This window comes from Dictyobacter sp. Z7_2 (assembly GCF_057551105.1).
Genome location: NZ_BAAJPE010000001.1, coordinates 1,943,697 through 1,962,915 on the forward strand (window position 1 = coordinate 1,943,697; position 19,219 = coordinate 1,962,915).

Annotated in this window: 14 protein-coding genes and 1 riboswitch; of the genes, 5 read left to right on the plus strand and 9 right to left on the minus strand. The window is 50.0% G+C overall.

Annotated features, from left to right (window positions below; genetic code table 11):
- Window positions 1-20: 20 nt before the first annotated feature.
- From AC27N8_RS07670 to AC27N8_RS07685, 4 genes are all read right to left on the minus strand, one after another.
- Window positions 21-788 carry an ABC transporter permease gene (locus AC27N8_RS07670; protein ID WP_487065612.1) on the minus strand — a complete coding sequence of 256 codons (768 nt, stop codon included), beginning with the start codon at window positions 786-788 and terminating at the stop codon, window positions 21-23.
- Window positions 785-1,579: an ABC transporter ATP-binding protein gene (locus AC27N8_RS07675; protein ID WP_487065613.1), complete on the minus strand. Its 795-nt coding sequence runs from the start codon at window positions 1,577-1,579 to the stop codon at window positions 785-787. The genes AC27N8_RS07670 and AC27N8_RS07675 overlap by 4 nt, the downstream gene beginning before the upstream one ends.
- 193 nt (window positions 1,580-1,772) lie before the next feature.
- Window positions 1,773-1,882: riboswitch (TPP riboswitch) on the minus strand.
- Between the two features lie 243 nt (window positions 1,883-2,125).
- Complete coding sequence (gene murJ, locus AC27N8_RS07680; protein ID WP_487065614.1) at window positions 2,126-4,348, minus strand: murein biosynthesis integral membrane protein MurJ; 2,223 nt, start codon at window positions 4,346-4,348, stop codon at window positions 2,126-2,128.
- 310 nt (window positions 4,349-4,658) lie between these two features.
- On the minus strand, window positions 4,659-6,893 hold the full coding sequence (locus AC27N8_RS07685) for an ATP-dependent Clp protease ATP-binding subunit (protein WP_487065616.1): 2,235 nt from the start codon (window positions 6,891-6,893) through the stop codon (window positions 4,659-4,661).
- A 590-nt stretch (window positions 6,894-7,483) separates the two neighbouring features.
- Between AC27N8_RS07685 and AC27N8_RS07690 the strand changes: the two genes are divergently transcribed.
- Window positions 7,484-7,744: a hypothetical protein gene (locus AC27N8_RS07690; protein ID WP_487065618.1), complete on the plus strand. Its 261-nt coding sequence runs from the start codon at window positions 7,484-7,486 to the stop codon at window positions 7,742-7,744.
- Window positions 7,745-7,848: 104 nt separating this feature from the next.
- Here the strand turns inward: AC27N8_RS07690 and AC27N8_RS07695 are convergent, their stop codons facing one another.
- Together AC27N8_RS07695 and AC27N8_RS07700 are read right to left on the minus strand one after the other, a co-directional pair.
- Window positions 7,849-8,571, minus strand: a complete 723-nt coding sequence (locus AC27N8_RS07695; protein ID WP_487065620.1) for a cytidylate kinase-like family protein — start codon at window positions 8,569-8,571, stop codon at window positions 7,849-7,851.
- 146 nt (window positions 8,572-8,717) lie between these two features.
- Window positions 8,718-9,890: a metallophosphoesterase family protein gene (locus tag AC27N8_RS07700; protein WP_487065622.1), complete on the minus strand. Its 1,173-nt coding sequence runs from the start codon at window positions 9,888-9,890 to the stop codon at window positions 8,718-8,720.
- Window positions 9,891-10,672: 782 nt separating this feature from the next.
- Here AC27N8_RS07700 and rpoD point away from each other — a divergent pair.
- Window positions 10,673-11,794: an RNA polymerase sigma factor RpoD gene (rpoD, locus tag AC27N8_RS07705; protein WP_487065624.1), complete on the plus strand. Its 1,122-nt coding sequence runs from the start codon at window positions 10,673-10,675 to the stop codon at window positions 11,792-11,794.
- Between the two features lie 133 nt (window positions 11,795-11,927).
- Here rpoD and AC27N8_RS07710 read toward each other — a convergent pair whose 3' ends face one another.
- Both AC27N8_RS07710 and AC27N8_RS07715 read right to left on the minus strand, forming a co-directional pair.
- Window positions 11,928-12,749, minus strand: a complete 822-nt coding sequence (locus AC27N8_RS07710; RefSeq protein ID WP_487065626.1) for a hypothetical protein — start codon at window positions 12,747-12,749, stop codon at window positions 11,928-11,930.
- A gap of 95 nt (window positions 12,750-12,844) precedes the next feature.
- A complete protein-coding gene (locus AC27N8_RS07715; protein WP_487065628.1) occupies window positions 12,845-14,365 on the minus strand; it encodes an alpha,alpha-trehalose-phosphate synthase (UDP-forming) in 1,521 nt (506 codons plus the stop codon).
- A 362-nt stretch (window positions 14,366-14,727) separates the two neighbouring features.
- Between AC27N8_RS07715 and AC27N8_RS07720 the strand changes: the two genes are divergently transcribed.
- Window positions 14,728-16,380 carry a Na+/H+ antiporter gene (locus AC27N8_RS07720; protein ID WP_487065630.1) on the plus strand — a complete coding sequence of 551 codons (1,653 nt, stop codon included), beginning with the start codon at window positions 14,728-14,730 and terminating at the stop codon, window positions 16,378-16,380.
- A gap of 159 nt (window positions 16,381-16,539) precedes the next feature.
- Here AC27N8_RS07720 and AC27N8_RS07725 read toward each other — a convergent pair whose 3' ends face one another.
- Window positions 16,540-16,962, minus strand: coding sequence for a hypothetical protein (locus AC27N8_RS07725; RefSeq protein ID WP_487065632.1), 423 nt, complete (start codon window positions 16,960-16,962; stop codon window positions 16,540-16,542).
- A gap of 237 nt (window positions 16,963-17,199) precedes the next feature.
- Between AC27N8_RS07725 and AC27N8_RS07730 the strand changes: the two genes are divergently transcribed.
- Window positions 17,200-18,030 (plus strand): helix-turn-helix domain-containing protein, encoded by an 831-nt coding sequence (locus tag AC27N8_RS07730; RefSeq protein WP_487065634.1) that lies wholly within the window; start codon window positions 17,200-17,202, stop codon window positions 18,028-18,030.
- Between the two features lie 106 nt (window positions 18,031-18,136).
- A complete protein-coding gene (locus AC27N8_RS07735; RefSeq protein ID WP_487065636.1) occupies window positions 18,137-19,189 on the plus strand; it encodes an alpha/beta fold hydrolase in 1,053 nt (350 codons plus the stop codon).
- The last annotated feature ends 30 nt before the right edge of the window (window positions 19,190-19,219 follow it).

Genomic DNA, 19,219 nt, shown 5'->3' on the forward strand with positions numbered 1-19,219 from the left:
TCCATAAATAAATGGTGAGATTACTTCTGCACTCTGCGTCGATACCACGGTAAAGCGATACTCTCAAGCAGAGAAACCAGTCCGAAGAGCAACAGGCTCAAGATGGCGGTAACAACAATAGCCGCAAAAACAAGCACAATCGCATCCGAACGCGATGCCAGCTCCATATAGATGCCGAGTCCTTGCTGCGCCGCCACGTACTCGCCAACGATGGCTCCAGTGACACTGTAGGTAGCAGCAATACGCAGGCCGGAGAAGAAGGAGGGCATTGCTCCAGGTAAGCGTACCAGCCAGAGCGTCTGCCAGCGCGTTGCCTTCATGCTATGCAACAGCTTCATCAGATCGCCATCGGTACTTGCCAGACCATCGGCACAGGCCACGGCGATAGGAAAGAAGCAATACAGCGTGACAACGATCACTTTGGGTGCCAGATCGAAGCCAAACCAGATCACCAGCAGAGGAGCCAGCGCCACCATAGGAATTGTCTGCGAGATGATCAGGAGTGGATAAAATGCACGTCTCAGCCACAGTGAGAGATCGATCAGGACGGCCAGGAGCAATCCAAGGATAGTTGCCACAGCCAGTCCCAACACGGTCTCTAGCGTCGTCTGTAGCGTGTGTACAGAGAGTACATTCCAATTGTCGATCAACGCCCGTACGATAGAAACAGGAGTAGGCAATAAGTTACTGGCAACCAGTTGCGTCTTCACGACAAGTTCCCAGAGCACAAAAAGCGTCACGGCCAGCACAAAGGCCGGTCCAAAACCTGCAATCCGTTTGAGCGTCATAGCGACTGCTCCTCAATGAGCAGCGAGAGCAACTCTTGCTCCAGCTGGATCGCTCGTGCCGTGGCGAGATCCTCCTGCTTCCTGGGGCGCGGCAGGTCGACGTCGATGACGCGTACAATCGAGGCTGGACGAGCACTCATGACATAGATACGATCAGAGAGTAGAATAGCCTCGCGCACATCGTGGGTGATAAATAGAACGCTGGAATGGAAACTCTGCCAGACGTCGAGGAGCCAGATCTGCAACTTGATACGCGTCAAAGCGTCAAGAGCGCCGAAAGGCTCATCCAGGAGAAGAAATGAAGAGTTAAATAAGACCGTGCGCAGCAAGGCGATGCGCTGGCGCATCCCTCCCGATAAGGCCGATGGATAGCTCTCCGCAAATTCGAGCAAGCCAAAACGCTTTAATAAATCATGAGCCTGTCTTTGTCCCTCCTTGCGCGGAACGTGCCGGATATCCAAACCCAGCAGCACATTCTCCTCCACCGTACGCCAGGGCAACAGCAGAGGCTGCTGCGGCATATAGCCAACTTTTCCGGCTCGCTCGCCGGCTTGATCGCCATCGATGACCAATACTCCAGCCGTCGGCGACTCCACACCAGCGATAATATTGAAAAGCGTGCTCTTACCACAGCCGCTTGGTCCAATGATAGAGACAAACTCTCCCGGAGCAATCGTCAGATCAATGGACGCCAGCGCTTCAACCTGACGCTTCCCCTCCTGATATATTTTCGTAACACCCATCACGGATAATTTTGCCAGCGCAGAACTATCCACGTGAACAGCATCCATCAGACACCTCGTAAGATCTTCAATATCCCTGGACAGCTAGCCACGCCACGACTGCCTGCCAGGAAATAGTCTCTCTTATCCATATCGACGATAGGCATAGAAAAAGCCGCTACCCTTGGAGGGTAGCGGCCACGACCTGCCAATCACGCACAACCTGCCTGTTCATAGTTCTGGCACAGACAAACGGTGATGAGATAGATACGTGCTACTTCCCTCCGCTGGTATCATCCAGATCAGGTTCATAGGGTCAGGGACGCTTACATACGTCCACTTCTCAGTCTTCAGACTCCCCTAGCAGCAATTTGATGCTTTATTCGATAATATTGTTCCCTCAAGTATATCCCATGGGATGTGTTTTGGAAAGAGAGAAAGTCGAGCGAAGCGATGACGTAGCGTCGCACGCTCGCGTGCGATGTCCCACTCGACGTACGATCAGGCTCCCTAGCGTGGCTCGCCAAGATGCTGCTGTCTCATACGTGTTACAGGGACATCGCACGCGAGCGTGCGACGCTACGTTGGTGAGCGGGTGAATACAAAAGCACGGATCTAAAGCCAGGGAATCTTGAGCATATTGAGCACGCGACGTACCAGGCCAGAATTCATTTCCTCCATCTTGAGCAGGCGAGCGGCGACCAGGAATGCTGCCGAGCCAAAACCCAATTCGATCAGCAGTTTAATCAGAGCCTGGAAAATGCCACCAATCTCCAGACGTGGCATGCTGGTAGTATCGATGATACGGTCAAGGATGAGGCGCATTAAGAATAAGACGATGCCCATCGCTCCCGATGCCATGAAGGCACGTCCAAAGAAGCGCAGGAACGGCTGTAAGTCAAATCCTTCGAGGCGTTGATACAGCAGAATAAACAGGGCCAGAGCCTCAAGCGTGGCCGCGATGGATGTGGAGAGAGCCAAAGCTCCCATGCCCCATTGGACGCCGAAAACTGCCAGGTTGATAAGAATCAAGCTCAGAGCAATTTTGATAATAAACTGGATCACGCTGATGATGACAGGCGTCTTACTATCCTGCAAGGCGTAGAAGGAACGCGTGAGGATCTCGATGGCTGCTTGAGCTGGTACACCGATGGCAAAAAAGAGCAGGACCACTGAGGAGTATTGTGTCGCGATGTAATCAAAATTTCCATGTTCTAGCAACGCCTGCGCGATGGGAAACGATAGGACGGCGAGTCCGACACTGGAAGGAATTATCAAAAAGAGGATGCCGCGTAGCGTCTCCATGATGATGGTACGCACACGCTCAAGCCGTCCTTTGGCGACGTAGCTGGCGATAGTCGGGAAGGCTGCCGTGGAGACCGATGAACCGAAGAGGGTGATCGGCATGACCATGATGGAGAAAGCTTGCATGTATGAGTTCAGTACATTGGCGACGAGAAAGGAGAGGAGATAGCGATCCACCGCTGTGCTGAACGAGAGCATCATGGCATTAATCACACGCGGAATCATCTGGCGAACGATCTTATGCACACCCGGATGCTTCCAGTCAAAAACAAAACTATACTGCATGTCGACCTTGAAGAGGCCGGGGATTTGTACTCCTACCTGTAAGATGGCACCAAGCACAACACCCCAGGTGGCTGCATACACGGCGACATTAGAGGGTGAGCTTGACTGAGAAGCATGAAAGGTCAGAAAGAAGCCGATGATCAGACCGAAAATCAAGCCCACATTATACAGTACAGTTCCAAGAGCAGTGCGCGTAAAATCCTGCTTTGTATTTAAGATCGCACCAACGATCACGCCCGATCCGAGCACAACCGCCTGGATGAGCATAATACGCGTCAGAGTCACAATCAGCGCAACCTCGTTGGGTTTACTGTAGAGCGGTACCAGGACAGGAGCAAGAAAGATCATGACAATCGCCAGCACAATCATAATTGCGCTGGAGAGATTCAAGGTGCTACTCGCCACATGCCAGGCCGTCTTATCATCCTTATTTTTCTCTGAGTACATCGTAAAGACAGGAATAAAGGCAGAGCCCAGTGCTCCTCCAGAGATCACCGTGTAGATCAGATTGGGGATAAGATACGCCTGTAAATAAGCTTCTCCTGATGCGGAGCGACCGAAAATATAGGTAAAAAGAAACGTCTGAACCAGTCCCAGGATGCTACTGAGCATAAAAGCGCCGCTAATTAAAGTGGAGACACGTCCCATCCTGACGCGCTGGATCGATGCGGTATCCTGAGCAGGTGCGGCTGAGCGTTGTAACCTGCCGTTGGGTAGCAGTGCTCCTGATTTCGTACGGCTGCTGGCAGATGACCAATCCGCCGGTGCCACCGTGGACGCTCTCACGGGAGTAATCGCAGGACCTCCAGGTGACTCAAACGGTGGCCTGGGAGGCAGCGTGTGCTTGCCGTCTGGCAAGCCCGGCATGGAGACGCTCCCAACCGCTTGCCCACCCTGACGACGTAAACGCTCCTGGCGCAGCTGCTGCAAGCGCTCCTGACGTATGCGTGGCAAGGATTGAGAGGGCTGTGCGATATTCATCGCGTTGTGCTGTAGTCCCTGAGTGTAGCCAAGTGAACCACCCATGTTCATCGTGAGATCAGGATTATATGCGGCTGGCGGCAAGCCCGCACCCGATTGCTCAAATGGTGCCCCCGCTGGTCGAGCGGGATAATTTGCATATGGACCAGGATGTGGCGGCCCGAGCGGGGGCGACACCTTTGGCTGTTGTTGATCATATGACCAGCCTTGATATGGTGGCTGCTGAGGCTTTGGCCCCTGCGGTAATTGCTGTTCGTCGTTTTTCACTGATATTCCTTTATATGCTGCGTCCACTATGATTGATACAGCGCATTTAATCCCTTTTCGTTGGCTTTTTTACTTCCGCACAAGTATATTCGGAGAAATTATTATTTCATCAAAAGTATATTAACAAAAAACGACCAGTTCATCAAAAATGGACCAAATAACAAGGATTTTTTTCCTATCCTACAAGCGTCTTCATACTGACAAGCAAAGATGATCAATGGCATATTTTTAAATAAAAACGCAAAAAGAGAGGCTCGTCGCAATTAAGCAACGAGCCTCCCTTCTGTATGACGATCTTAAACGTGGATGCTTATGCCTGCACCCTCTCTTGAGACTGAACAACGATCTTGCCCTCGTCCATGCTCAGGATTGCCTGTTGTCCGCTGGCAACAGCACCATCGAGGATGGCATCTGCCAGCGCGTCGTCGATGTGGGTCTGGATAGCTCGGCGCAATGGACGAGCTCCATACTCTTCGTCGAAGCCGACCTCCAATAAGAAGTCGCGCACTTCGTCACTGACAACCAGTTCGATCCTCTGCTCCTGCAAGCGCGTGCGCACTTGAGCAACCATCAGATCAACGATGCGATACAGTTCCTCTCGGCCCAGGCTGTGGAAGACCACAATCTGATCGATCCGGTTGATGAACTCCGGTCGGAACGCCCGCTTCAATCCCTCCATGGCTTTGGAGCGCATGATCTCGAACTGCTCGCTGCGAGCATCGTCACCCTTTTTCGTGGTGAAGCCTATGTTAACAGCTCGCTTGAGATCAGAGCTTCCAGCGTTACTGGTCATGATCACAATCGTGTTCTTAAAGTCTACCGTGCGACCCTGTCCATCGGTCAAGCGTCCATCATCCATGATCTGCAACAGTGAGTTGAAGACTTCGGGATGAGCTTTCTCAACCTCGTCCAGTAGGATAACGCTGTATGGTCGACGACGTACCTGCTCGGTGAGCTGTCCGCCATCATCATGGCCAACGTATCCGGGAGGGCTACCAAACAGACGCGAGACGGTATGTGGCTCCATGTACTCCGACATATCCAGTCGGATCATGTGATCCTCGCCCCCGAAGAGTTCGGCGGCGATCGCCTTCGCCAGTTCGGTCTTACCGACACCGGTTGGTCCTAAGAACAGGAACGATCCAATTGGGCGATTAGGATCTTTCAATCCAGCTCGCGAACGGCGGATAGAGCGCGCCACGGCGCTGATCGCTTCGTCCTGGCCAACAACTCTGGCGCGCAGATCCGTTTCGAGGCTCTGGAGACTTGTGCGCTCGCTATCCAGCATCTGGCTTACGGGAACACCGGTCCACATCTCCACAACTTTGGCAATCTGCTCTGGAGTTACCAGCAGGGAGACCATCTGATCGCTCTGGCTACGCGCTCGCTCTAACTTCTGCAGAGTGACCAGCTCTTGCTGACGAAGTTTGGCAGCTTGCTCATAATCTTCAGCTTCTGCGGCAGCTTCTTTCTGCTGTTGCAGATCGGCCAGCTCTTTCTCCAGAGTAGAGGGACTAATCAGACCCCTCTCGGAGGCATCGAGCATCAAAGCGGAACCAGCCTCGTCCATCACGTCGATGGCTTTGTCTGGCAAGAAGCGATCGTTGATGTAACGATTCGACAACTTGACGGCGGCTTCGATCGCCTCGTCCGTGATACTGACTCCATGATGCAACTCATAATTGTGTCGCAGCAATTTCAGCATCTCGATGGCTTCCTCTTCGGATGGCTCATCGACCTTCACAGGCTGGAAACGACGCTCTAAAGCAGCATCTTTCTCGATATGTTTACGATACTCATCCAGCGTGGTTGCGCCGATACAGCGTAACTCGCCACGAGCCAGAGCAGGTTTAATCATATCAGCAGCACCCACCGAGCCTTCAGAGGCACCGGCACCCACCACAGTATGCAGCTCATCGATAAACAGGATAATCTCAGGAGCGTTACGTAGTTCTTCCAGAATGGATTTGATACGCTGCTCGAATTGTCCTCGGAATGAGGCGCCGGCAATCATGCTACCCATGTTTAGCGATACGACACGCTTGCCACGCAAGGTCGCAGGAACCTCGTTAGACACGATTTTGCGAGCCAATCCTTCAACGATAGCAGTCTTACCAACACCGGGCTCCCCGATTAAGACTGGATTGTTCTTCTGGCGACGTCCCAGGATGGTGATCATGCGACGAAGCTCACGCTCACGTCCCGCAGCGGGATCGAGTTTGCCCTCGGCCGCGTCTGAGGTCAGATCGCGTCCATATTGATCAAGCGTCGGAGTCTTACTCTGCTTGGTCTGCTTCTCAGCCGTCGCAGTGTTTACTCCACCTGCACGAGACGCTGAACCTAAGGTATTATTGTTATTTGATGTAAAGCCAAAAGGAGATGGAGCACCGGGTACTTCTGAATCACCGAAGCCGCCCATCTGGTTCATCGTGTCCATTACTTCTTCGACACAGGATTGGCACAGGAAATGGGATTCACGGCGTCCGTTTACCATTGCCTCTACGCGAACTTGAGCCGGGTTCTTCTGACAGCGTTCACACTTCATGTATTTTTATGCTCCTCATTCTTTATGTCCATTGGAAACCATCCAGTGATGATCTCCGCGTGATGATCCATAAAGCATTGCAACGGTGGCGAGTCCTGGGGATTTGCTTTTTTAGCACTCGCGTCATCTTATTGCTTACTTACCTAATAAAACGATGCCGAGACGATTTTTATTCCCTATCTGGCAGTCTTTCTAAAAGATTGCCAAACTGCTATATTTCTTCACGAAATAGCTCGCTACCTACAATGTTTGTTTGCTACGATACGGATTGTACTGGTTAAAACACCATCCACTCTTCCAATATTCCCGGAACTGGCACTCGTTTCATTTTACTGCTAATTCTCGTTTGTGAACAGGGGTAGCGCACGATGTTTTCCATATTTGGCATTCTCCATAGAGGATTGCCAGTTGTGATTGATAACGAACAAGTCACAAATATTATTCCAGGCCGTACAGCCAAGAGAAATTGTAGCAAATACGCGGAGACAAACGTATAATAGGAAATATAGCGACCTTATAAAGAGGTGAAGTAGATCTCTTCGTAGCTATTTATTTTTCACACTTTCTGATCTATTAGGAAGGATAATACAGTGAGCACACGCGATCTGGGAAAACATTTTGTGGAACTTCATGAGCAAGGTATGCTTGCTATCACAGGAGAAGGCGTCCGACAGACGCTCACGCCACAAGAGGCATTGGATCTTCTCAATTGGCTCGATCGCCAGCGGAGTCATATAGAAAAGAATGCGCAGGCTCCTGTTGAGAATTATGTTCCCGAAGTCCTACTCGAAGAGACGGCCGCACCCGATACCGATACCGACGAACGAGAAATGCCTGAAGATGAACCGTAAGTAGTAAAGTCTGCGCTATCATCCGTATGCAACCGCCGCACATAAAGGAGCTCTCTGGACGCGTATTCCAGAGAGCTCCTTTACTGATGACAATCTTTTGTGCCTTACTCCGTTGCGGGAACGTCTGACAGACCCGGATAGGAGGAGAGGCCCTGTTTGGGACCCAGATTCTCCTCTGGCACCGTCAAGCGCTGCTCCTTACGCTCTAAGGCCAGGAGAATCAGATCTATCACGCTGTTCAAATCAAGGACACCAGTATTGATAGTAAGATCATAGATCTGTGCATCATCGGGATCGCGATGATATTGCTCTTTAATGTCGCGGCGGCGACTCTGATCTTTTTGCTCAATACGAGCCTGCGCACCAGCTTTATCCAGGTTCTCGCGCTGCATCACATAGGCAATGCGTTGTTCAAGCGGAGCGACAATATGCACACGCAAGACGTCACGACGTGAAGCCAACAGGATCTGCGCCCCTCGGCCAACAATCACCACATTTCCAATCTCCGTAGCCGCCAGCAACTCCTGTCGTAGAGCCTCATGATACTGCCTGGCACCGATCACCACTGGAGTCTCTGTCTCAGGCATAATGATCGGCGCGTAGACAGGACCACTAAATTGCATCGCATCCAGGATACGCTGTACAAAACTATCGGCATGCTCATCGCGAGCCGCCGCTGCATCCTCCGAGATGCCCAACTTTTGCGCCACACTGCTCACCACCTGCCGATCAAACAGATGCCAACCTAATTTTGTCGCCAGCAAGCGAGCGATCTCACCACCACCACTCCCATAATCTCTCGCGACAGTGACTACTTGTATTGACATAATGTTGCCTCCAACACAATCTATCTTCATCACACGCGCAATTGCCGTTGTGTACTTCTTTAACGTATCACCCCAAGCCTTCGGACGAGAAAGAGTGTCGGAACCAATATCCTATACGTACATATGAGATAAGCCTGAGAGCCATCTTAGCGCGCCTGCGAGAGTGGGATGGAGAATTGATCAAACAGGGCGGCAGGAGCGCTCCAGGACTCGTGTGAACGAGGAACCGTATAGTATTCACCCTGGATGGCGTCAGGCGTAACTGTCATCTTGAGATAGCCATGGCGGGTATCGCTAAAGGCTTGCAGGCTGACATCGGGACGATCTGGCAACTGGTAGGGAAATTGGATGGGCGTGGTGGGATTTCTAATCGTGGCCAGCATCAAGTGAAGATTCCAATATCCACCCGATCCTGCAACCAGATAGGGAATTGTCGTTCCTTTATACTCGCGCGTAAAGCGTTGATAATTATGCACGTGTGCGGTAAGGACAAGATGAGGGATACGTCCAGTGGCATCCATGGCGGAGTCGAGGATGCCTTCCATGTACTTACTCCCAGAATGATGACTGTCTGCTGAGTAGATAGGATGATGCATGGCAACGATCAGTGCTTTGTCTTTAGGGGCCTGTTTCAATTCATTGTGGAACCAGGCAATCTGCGTAGCGTCAAGCGAACCGCCTTCAGGGACGTTTGTGTAGAGCCCAATAAAGGTGGCGTATGGCGTGTTAAGAGACCAGTAGACATTGGGAAGCGTCATGGTATCGCGTGGTGCGTCTCCGGACGCGGTGGCAATTTGAGGCTCTTTGGTACAAAAGTTGGCGACAAACGCCTGCAGCGAGGGCACAGATTGATCGATCAGGTCTCCATCATGGTTGCCCGGAATGGCAAAGATGGGAGCTGAGTAATGCGCATTAGGTTCGTAAAACTGGGGATAATATTGGCTTTCTTCACCATAATAATAAACGACGTCGCCCAGATGATAGAAAAAAGCTGGTCGGTCAGCAAGATTGGGAGCCGCAAGATCATGCTCCATATGCGACACGACCAATTGTTGATCCGCCGGATTCTTCACACCGCCGGTGTCGCCGATCGTATGGAAAACCATCTTTTTAGCTGCCAGGATACTCTGCATAGTTGATGCCGGTAGGATGTTTTCCAGCTCCACATGATAGGGAGCAGCACCCGTGGGCGCAGGCAATGGTCGAAATGGCTGGGTAGCAACGCTACTGTGGAGGCGATTGATTTCGCTCCCCTGTGGATCTGGACGCTCAACACCGAAACGCCGACTGGCTGCATGATCACTGAAATTTTCGCTCATAGCAAAATCTCTCCATCTCTTATACCTGGAACCTGGGTATTATTTACATACACTATAATAGAATAATAGCACTACATTTTACGTCTTACTGGTGCTGTAACGTATTATACCAGAAAAGTTACGTTGAAAGTGCAGCGTGTCGACCGATCACAAAATAAGCGGCCATCTTTTCAGCCCGCAAGGGCAGCATCGGGCCGAAAAATCATGCTGATAGGGAGGCTGATATAGACACCATTACCACAAAATTGCAACTTAATAGCCCAAAACTCACAGTCATGGCGATTCTACAAGCATACAAACAGTGGTATATGGTATAATTCGTAAAGTGTTTGTCACATTCGAAGCCAGCGCTATCGACCTTTTCAAAAAATGAGCGTCGTGACGATCATTCTTGTTGCGTATATTCCCTGCGCGAGCAGTGGTAACATATTGAGATGCCCGAAGGTTTTCCAATTTATAGACTGAGGTAGAGAATGGGAATAGCAAAGCAATTTATTCTGTTATCATAATCGATAGTACTTTGAGATGCATACTGCCTCTACTTATAGGACAGGCACACTTGTTGGCAGCATACTCCAGAATTTCCCCGACTACTCTCGTTCATTTATCTGATCTCGATAGCGGTAAAAGCCGCCATTTGGATCGCACCTTTAAGTTTTTCTCAGTGTCGGTCGTCTATCATACATACCAGCAGCTGAGCGTGTCCACCCAGATTATCTGGCTTGAATGTCGCATGCCCGTGTATTTATTTGAGTAGTAATTATTCTATAATGGAGATTCCTATGGTGACTATGCTAAAAGAACAAGATACAGACAGATACCAGGCAACGCTTCCGTTTGGCATGGATACCTTGCCAATAGCTTCAGAGTACGATGTAATTGACGATATTCATGGTCAGGCTACAGATAGCGAGACGTTTGTGGAAGAGGACGAGGAGGAGGACGAGGATATCGAAGATATAGAGGCTGGCGATACAAATAAGGAGCATGAGATCCTGATCGCGGGCACGAGCGACGTCGATGATTCGGTCGCGATGTACTTGCGCGAGATCGGTCGCGCTCCTTTGCTGACTGCAGCAGAAGAGGTTCGTCTGGCACAAGCTATCGAGCGAGGTAAGCTTGAGGTAGAGCGTGCCCGCTACTTAAATATTCAGCCCGATCGTCACATTATGGACAAATCAGATGAGGCGCATCGCCATCTGATTGAGGCAAATTTGCGACTGGTCGTCAGTGTGGCCAAGAAATATACCGGCCGTGGATTATCCCTCCAGGATTTAATTCAAGAGGGCAATACTGGCTTGATCGGGGCCGTCGATAAGTTCGATTATACCAAGGGCTATAAGTTCAGTACCTATGCCACGTGGTGGATTCGGCAGGCAGTGAGCCGCTCAATCGCCAATCAGGCACGGACGATACGCCTCCCTGTCCATCTGGCAGAAACGATCAATCGCATGGGCCGTGTCAGCCGCAGCCTGGTACAGGAGCTGGGACGCGAGCCAACGCCGCAAGAGATCGCAGTAAAGATGGGTATCTCGACCGAGAAGGTGCTGGAGATTATCCATGTCAACCAGAGGCCCGTCAGTCTGGAGACTCCAGTCGGCGAGGACAGCGATAAGAATCTGGGCGACTACGTCGAAGATGAGACCACAACCACACCAACAGAAGGCGCAGATCGCCAGTTGCTCAAAGAGCAGATCAATAAGGTGTTGGATAATCTATCCGAGCGTGAGCGCAAAATTATTCAGATTCGTTTTGGGTTCGTTGATGGTCAGAGCCATTCTCTCGAAGAGGTGGGCAAGACCTTTAATGTCACACGTGAGCGCATTCGACAAATCGAGGCGAAGGCACTACGCAAGCTTCGTCAGTTGAGCTATACACATCATTTGCAAGATTATCTCGATTAACCAAAGTAGCGTCGTACGCTTGCGTACGATGTCCCAGTAGCTCGTATGAGCCAGCAGGATCTCGGCGCACCACGCTGGCCTGCCTGATCGTACGTCAAGTGGGACATCGTACGCAAGCGTACGACGCTATTTTTTATTTTTTTTGCGTATGCCTTTGAATCACGCGCTCATTGGAGGCCAGCACTTTCTGCTGCTCATCTTCGTCGGCCACAACCTGATAGCCGCCAAAGAGATAGGGCTGGATGAAAAAGTCCTGGGCGAGCAGATGATGAATGCCATAGTGCGGATGGCGATGATGAATATCGCATAAGACCATGATATTCGCTTCCGAATCGATGAATTCTTCCAGGGTCTGGTGATCTTTCACCTGCGCAAAGGCAATATGGATTTTTTTAGGGTCGCAAGCATTCAAGAGGCTACGCTCGACTGGATAATGATGCGTTTCCATGGCCTGGGCTTTAAAGGGATTTTCCCTGGGATTATCTAGAGTTGACTTACGTACTCCACAGATGGCACAGGGTGAGTCCAATTTATTGACGAGATGATTATGCGTCCTGACGTAGAGAGGCGTGTCTTCGCGTGGCGGATGAGGTGGTGTCATCTCAATCTCAGCAACGCCAAAGACTGTGGCATGCACGTGAGTCAGCGTCTCGGTGGTCCCAACCTCTTTCCCATTGACGCTTTCAACCTTCTTCACCTTGATATCTTCGGTAATGCTTTTGCGAGCCGCATGCGTTGCCGTGGCCTTATGCGTGTCGACACGCACCTCTTTGACGATATCTTCATGGACATGATGCGTCTCTTTACCACCATGTCCCGACTTCTGCACTTTATCAACATCAATCTGTTCGTAGATGCGCGACTTCGCATGATGCGCCGCCTTCGGCGTCATTTGAAGGTGACTGAGGCCCGGTACAGCTTTGAGGAGTTTATTAAAACGTAATGGCTCAAACATGCATATGCTCCCTGTGCAAGTGTCAATAGAAACATAACAGAACTTCTATTATCCATCAAGCATAAAGAACAATGCGCACTTTGTCAACAGAAACGTCAGCGGGTCTGCAAGAGATTATTTATATCATCGACTTGCTGGGTGATCCAATGATGCAGATTATTCTGTTCTACTTCTTGACGGGCACGCTGCGCTAATTTCTTGCGCTCCTCTATGGGCAGCGTCAGGGCATTATAGAGCGCATCAGCCGTCTCTACGCGGTCGGCCGGTGAGATGGAGATGGAGGCATCGCCAAGTTGCTGAAAGGCACCACTGGTACGCGAGAGTACGATCACGCCATCATTTGTGTTCACAGCTGCACCCTCTTTCGCCACCAGATTCATGCCGTCGATGAGTGAATTGACAAGAAGGGCACTGTAAAATTGGAGGGCTGCCAGCGCCATCACGCGATCATTTTGCACAAAGGCGCGGATAGGCAACCAATCATCACGCTGATACTTCTGATTGATATCCTCAATTACTTTCATCATCTCTTCGTGATAGCGACGATACATGGGCAACGATTGACGTGAGGGGATCAAAAAAGCAATAAAGTTTACCTGCCCTTGTAGTTCTGGATGCTGTTCCAGGAGCGTCTCAAAAGCCAGAAAACCCTGGACGATATTTTTTGTCGGTTCCACGCGATCTACGCGCATAATGGTATATTTATTCAGCAGGGGTTTGATCTTCTCACTGGCTCGCTTGCCAGCCGTCGAGGCAATCTGACGGCGTTCGTCGTCAACGGAGATGGAGATGGGATAATCGCGAATAAAGGTAGTGTGTCCATGCCAGGAGACCGATCCTTGCTCGCGGTCGATATCGACATCCTCAAGCAGACTCTGTACACCTTCGAAGAAATTTCTGGCATCCGAGCGTGTCTGGAATCCCAGAATATCATTGCCGAGCAGACCCTCATGTATAGCTCTGGTGATATCGGTGGGCAGCGAGGAGGCCCAATAGCGGCTCTCAGGCCAGGGGATATGGATGAATTGCTGGATGGTAATGTCTGGATTGCGTTCGCGAATCATCCTTGAAACTAAATAAAAATGATAATCGTGCAACATCACCAGAGCTTTGCCAGATCCCTGTTCTATCTCCAGATTGATGGCATCCGCAATCGCCTGGTTCACCCTGGTGTAGCCATTCTCCCAGGCGTCCAGCATCTTCTCTGAAGTAAAGGCATCTTCAGCCTGTTCCAACATATAATGTTGCGTAAACCAGAGTACGCGATTACTCATCATATCGTAATGTTTGTGATATGCGGACTTCGAGACTGCTACATAGCGTAGGCGGACACGAATATCAGGTATAGGAGATGAAAGCACTCCATCTTCAGCCTCTTTGAGCGCCTCACGATCACCATCGGTCATTGCCAAAGCCACCCAGGTCGCGTTCATATGACGCACAGTCCCGGTCAGTGCCGTGACCACTCCTCCCGAACCTCGACGCGATTTCAGCTTTCCGTCTTTCCGTTTATCGTACTCAACAGGACCTCGATTCGTCGCAATGATCAGACGATCTGCACTTATCGCAACCGTATCGCTCTCTGGAAGCACGCGCGGCTTTGTGGTTATAGTCATATACCTAATTATTCTCTTTCACGGCAGCTAGACTCATGTATTTATGATACACGTTCCACACAAACGAACAAGTTTCATCAGAGAGGAATGCGTACATATAATCATCGTCAGCAAAACAACATACGTCAAAAACAAAAGCCACAGCAACATCGATTGGCAATTCGTTTCAACCAATCCGGTATGATAACCGTTGGACTTCAAAAATAGTCAGGGTGAGATATAATAAAATTCTTTGTAAGATATGTCCCAGGCGTAGCGGATAAAAAGCCTCGAAAGCACAGCTTGAGAAGAATCTCAGTGCAGTTCGATGTTGATAAAGGGCAAAGTACTTCGCTGCGGTAGATGTAAAAGGAGCGTAGCTTTTGGCTTTAGATCAAGTAGTTCTCTTTATATTACTGCTACTCATAGCAACTGTGCTCTTGGCAACAACGGCTGCTCGTCTAAGCATACCATATCCTGTACTATTGGTGCTAGGAGGAGGTATTCTAGGCTTCATCCCAGGCTTACCCAGCATCGAGTTAAAGCCTGACCTGATCCTGGTATTATTCCTGCCACCACTCATCTATTCATCGGCATGGAGGACTTCCTGGCGTAATTTCCGTCAGGAGATAAACCTCATCTTAATCCTGGCGATTGGACTCGTGCTGGTAACGATGATAGTCGTGGCCATTCTGGTCCATACCTGTATCCCCGGCATCCCATGGCCGGTTGCCTTTGTCCTCGGTGCGGTGGTCTCCCCCACAGATACCGTTGCCGCTGGCGCCATTATTGGCAAACAAGGACTTGTTAACCGCATCGCCTCCCTTATCGAGGGAGAAAGCCTGGTCAACGATGCTACAGGTCTGGTGGCATATAGCTTTGCCATTAGCGCAACCGTAACCGGCAGCTTTTCGCTCGCCTCGGCCAGTATGGAATTCGTCATCGTCAGTGTGGGAGGATTGCTCATTGGATTGGGGATCGCCATCTGCGTATCCTGGTTACATACGCAGCTCAACGATACCACCAGCCAGATCATTATTACAGCTATCACGCCATTTGCGGCCTATCTGCTGGCGGAAACGCTGGGAGTCTCTGGAGTACTGGCAGTGGTCGCAGAGGGACTCTATCTGGGTAGGCAATCGGCTACCTTCTTCTCCTCCGAAACACGACTCCAGGCCAATGCATTCTGGAATCTGCTCACCTTTATATTCAACAGCTTCATATTTCTGTTGATCGGTTTTCAATTACAGAGCTTGCTAGTCATCTTATCTCACTACACATTACTCTCGATCATCACATATATTGTCCTGGTCAGCCTGGCCATCACCCTGGTACGGATAGGGATGTCATTCGCCACCGTCTCATTCGTACGTTTCTTGCATCGTTACAATCCTCAAATACAACGCGGCATTAGCTGGCGCTACGCAATGGTCGTCGGCTGGTCTGGAATGCGTGGTGGCGTCTCGCTCGCCTCTGCGCTGGCAATTCCAGTCATTATTAGCGCCGGGCAACCGTTTCCGGCCCGAGATTTACTGATCTTTCTGACCTTTGGAGTCATCCTCTTCACGCTACTTGTCCAGGGGCTCACCTTAGGACCCCTGATCCAATGGCTCAAGGTGAGCGACGATCCCAGCGTCAAAATAGAAACAAGGATAGCCATCACAGCTTCGACGCAAGCGGCTCTCCTGAAGTTGGATGAGCTCCAAAGAGAAATTAACGATGAAGAGGACGAGGATGAAGAGATACAGAAGTATATGACAAATCTCAGTACCTACTACGAAAAGAAACTCGCCATGGTTGAACAAAGTAAGGCCGATGATTTCGACAAACAAAAAAATCATAAATTCCGCGCCAACTTCCATCATATCCTGCAAGAGATACATCAGGAAGAGCGCAGCACCTTGATCAGATTGCGTGCAACCGGAGAAATCAATGATGAAGTTTTCCACAAGATGGAGCAAGATTTAGATTTGGAGGAACAACATCTCTCCCTCCACGAAAAAGCTCCCAATGCATCACCAGAACCGATCCACTGAGGATAAAGGGCCGACTAATCTGCGACCAAAAGTAGCGTCGCACGCTCGCGTGCGATGTCCACTCGACGTACGATCAGGCACGCCCGCGTGGCACGCCGAGATCCAACTGTCTCGTACGAGTTCCAGGGACATCGCACGCGAGCGTGCGACGCTACTCAGTCATTCCTGGAAATGGAGCACTTCTACCGAGGCCACCTCGGTGAAAAACTTCTGCACCTTGATCGCAAAAAAGGTTGTGAAGCAGAGCAAGAGGCAACCACATCCAGCCTCCCACACCATACCGATGGTGTTCAACACATCAACCGTCTGATTTTCAGGAGGAAAATAAGTCAGGGGCGAAAATGGCAAAAGCAGCAAAAGCACGCAGATAAATGGGAAGAGACTTAAGAATAATTTGCTTTTACCACGCCAGGGAACATCACACTGCCAGGCCTCAGCACCAAACGTCAACGCGCATAAGATGGCCTCAATCGCAATAATGTAGCGCATCGCAAACAACAAATGATAAGCCTGAAGAAGATACACGACAAAAACAGATAAAACAAAAATAAGAACACCGAGAAAAAAATCCCTTGTTAGCATTCCAACAAGCCTTCCACTCTATGCTAATGAAAAACAGAACATGTAGCTATTATACATTCTTTCTACGTAAGTTGTCTTGTATATTACTACTCATTTTTTGGGACTGCATACATATAAACTGTCACCAGCCGCAAAATAGCTTTTAACCGCATGCCTGAACAACCATTCCCTTGACAACAATAAATTTAGTCATTATAATAAATTTGACCGATAAAATTTTTTTGATCGAGAAAAAAAATGAAAGACATCCAGGAAACCTATACACTGACCTCGATAGAACAGGTCAAAACGATCTCTGATCCGCTACGTTTGCGCATCATCGAGCTACTTGCCCATATGGCTATGACAACGACACAAATCGGTGAAGTGCTGGGCGAAACGTCTGCGAAAACGCACTATCACGTCCATGCGCTTGAGCGCATTGGAGTCATCAGACTGGTAGAAACGCGAGAAAAGGGAGGTATCCTCGAAAAATATTACCGTGCTACAGCAAAAGATATCAGGGTAGCCCCTGAAGTCCTGAATACAGCACCAGCAGACGAGATCACCATGGCATTACAGGGATGGTTTCGTAAGATAGAGCAAGAAGCCATCAAAACTATCGTCAGTGAAAGCCCTAACGTAAAAAACGGCTCAACCGTGATGGAACTTGCCTCTGTCAATCTGTATGCCAATGTAGAAGAAATGAGAGCGCTGCTCTCCGAGATCAATACGCTCCTGGAAAAATATCAAGAACCACACGAAGTTGAAGGGGAGCTGAAATGGTCAATGGCGCTGGTGGCCCATCGGCTTCTCGCAGAGGAACCGACCACGCCGGTACCAGCAACGGCCGAGGTAAAGCCCAAGCGTTCGTTTGTGCTGGGAGCCGCCATATTAAATCGTGCGGACCTTGAAAAGACTATCGCCGAGGGACGGCAGCTAGAGCTTAATATCACAGGCTTTTGTAGCATTGCCGATGACGTCACGCCCGATCTCATCGAGCAAGCGATCGGTCGCTTCCGCCATCTCGGTATTCTAAGCGCCTCACCCGAAGTACGCGGAGTACTGAAACGCAAAAGTGGTACCTGATTTCCATTAAAAATGTATTACATAATCTATAGCAACGTGTTAAACGCTATAGAGAATTAGTTTGTCCGATTCAAGGATGAGAATCGGCGCGAAAGAGAGACAGAAGATGTCGTCAAACATCATCACCAACCTTTTCGGATCGATGATGCGATCAGGCAAAACGTTTACTCCTCCGATCGCAACACCGCATGGAATTGCCGAGTTAAAACAAGTCGATCTCAACGGAGATCCACAGTGGCTTCTCATACGCGGACAGGATGTCTCGCTACCGATATTGCTCTTCCTCCACGGCGGTCCCGGCAGCGCGGAGATGGGTCTGGCACATACCACGATGAAGGAGTTGGAAAAACACTTCATCTGTGTCAACTGGGATCAGCGAGGCGCAGGCAAATCATTCCGACCGGGAATCAATCCCGCGACCATGACAATTGAGCGGTTCGTAAACGATACGATTGAGGTCATTACGCTCCTGCTCTCGCGCTTCGGTCAGAAGAAGATCCTACTGGTAGGACACTCCTGGGGAAGCATCCTGGCCATGAAAGTCGCAGCTGCGCGCCCCGATCTCCTGTATGCAGTGGTTGGCATGGGGCAGGTTGTCGATGCACAACGCGGCGAAGAAATTTCATATAGATACGTTCTGGATAGTGCCCGTAGAGAGAACAATCAAAAAGTCATACGCAGCCTGGAGAAAATTGGCACTCCCCCCTACAAGAAAAACGGCATTCTGACGCAACGCCGCTGGCTTTCTCATTATAAAGGGGACGCACATGCCATTAAGATGCTCGACTTGTTCAATATTACCCTTGCAGCTCCCGAATATTCCATGGGGGACATGATACGCTTTATCAGGGGCATCAGATTTTCAACGATGGCGATGCTAGACACACTCGCAACAGTGAATTTTCCACGCGAAATACAAGAGATTTCTGTGCCTGTTTTTTTCTTCGCGGGAAGATATGACTATGTCACCCCATCTCTCCTGGTTGAGGAGTTCAGCCGCTCGCTGCGTGCACCATTTAAAAAGCTGATCTGGTTCGAGCAATCAGCCCACATGATCAATCTTGAGGAAACAGACAAGTTTCAGCAAGAACTCATCTCGATCGCGCACAACTACTGCGTCGAGAGCCAGATACAGCCTGGAAATAGCTTTAAGTCATAAGAAAAAAAGTGCGTAGCGACCCTGGGAGGA

What these genes read in the sequence shown, in the direction of transcription:
- AC27N8_RS07670 (WP_487065612.1), bottom strand. Translation starts at nt 788, where the DNA reads ATGACGCTCAAACGGATTGCAGGTTTTGGACCGGCCTTTGTGCTGGCC.
- AC27N8_RS07675 (WP_487065613.1), bottom strand. Translation starts at nt 1,579, where the DNA reads ATGGATGCTGTTCACGTGGATAGTTCTGCGCTGGCAAAATTATCCGTG.
- AC27N8_RS07685 (WP_487065616.1), bottom strand. Translation starts at nt 6,893, where the DNA reads ATGAAGTGTGAACGCTGTCAGAAGAACCCGGCTCAAGTTCGCGTAGAG.
- AC27N8_RS07695 (WP_487065620.1), bottom strand. Translation starts at nt 8,571, where the DNA reads ATGTCAATACAAGTAGTCACTGTCGCGAGAGATTATGGGAGTGGTGGT.
- AC27N8_RS07700 (WP_487065622.1), bottom strand. Translation starts at nt 9,890, where the DNA reads ATGAGCGAAAATTTCAGTGATCATGCAGCCAGTCGGCGTTTCGGTGTT.
- rpoD (WP_487065624.1), top strand. Translation starts at nt 10,673, where the DNA reads ATGGTGACTATGCTAAAAGAACAAGATACAGACAGATACCAGGCAACG.
- AC27N8_RS07710 (WP_487065626.1), bottom strand. Translation starts at nt 12,749, where the DNA reads ATGTTTGAGCCATTACGTTTTAATAAACTCCTCAAAGCTGTACCGGGC.
- AC27N8_RS07715 (WP_487065628.1), bottom strand. Translation starts at nt 14,365, where the DNA reads ATGACTATAACCACAAAGCCGCGCGTGCTTCCAGAGAGCGATACGGTT.
- AC27N8_RS07725 (WP_487065632.1), bottom strand. Translation starts at nt 16,962, where the DNA reads ATGCTAACAAGGGATTTTTTTCTCGGTGTTCTTATTTTTGTTTTATCT.
- AC27N8_RS07730 (WP_487065634.1), top strand. Translation starts at nt 17,200, where the DNA reads ATGAAAGACATCCAGGAAACCTATACACTGACCTCGATAGAACAGGTC.
- AC27N8_RS07735 (WP_487065636.1), top strand. Translation starts at nt 18,137, where the DNA reads ATGTCGTCAAACATCATCACCAACCTTTTCGGATCGATGATGCGATCA.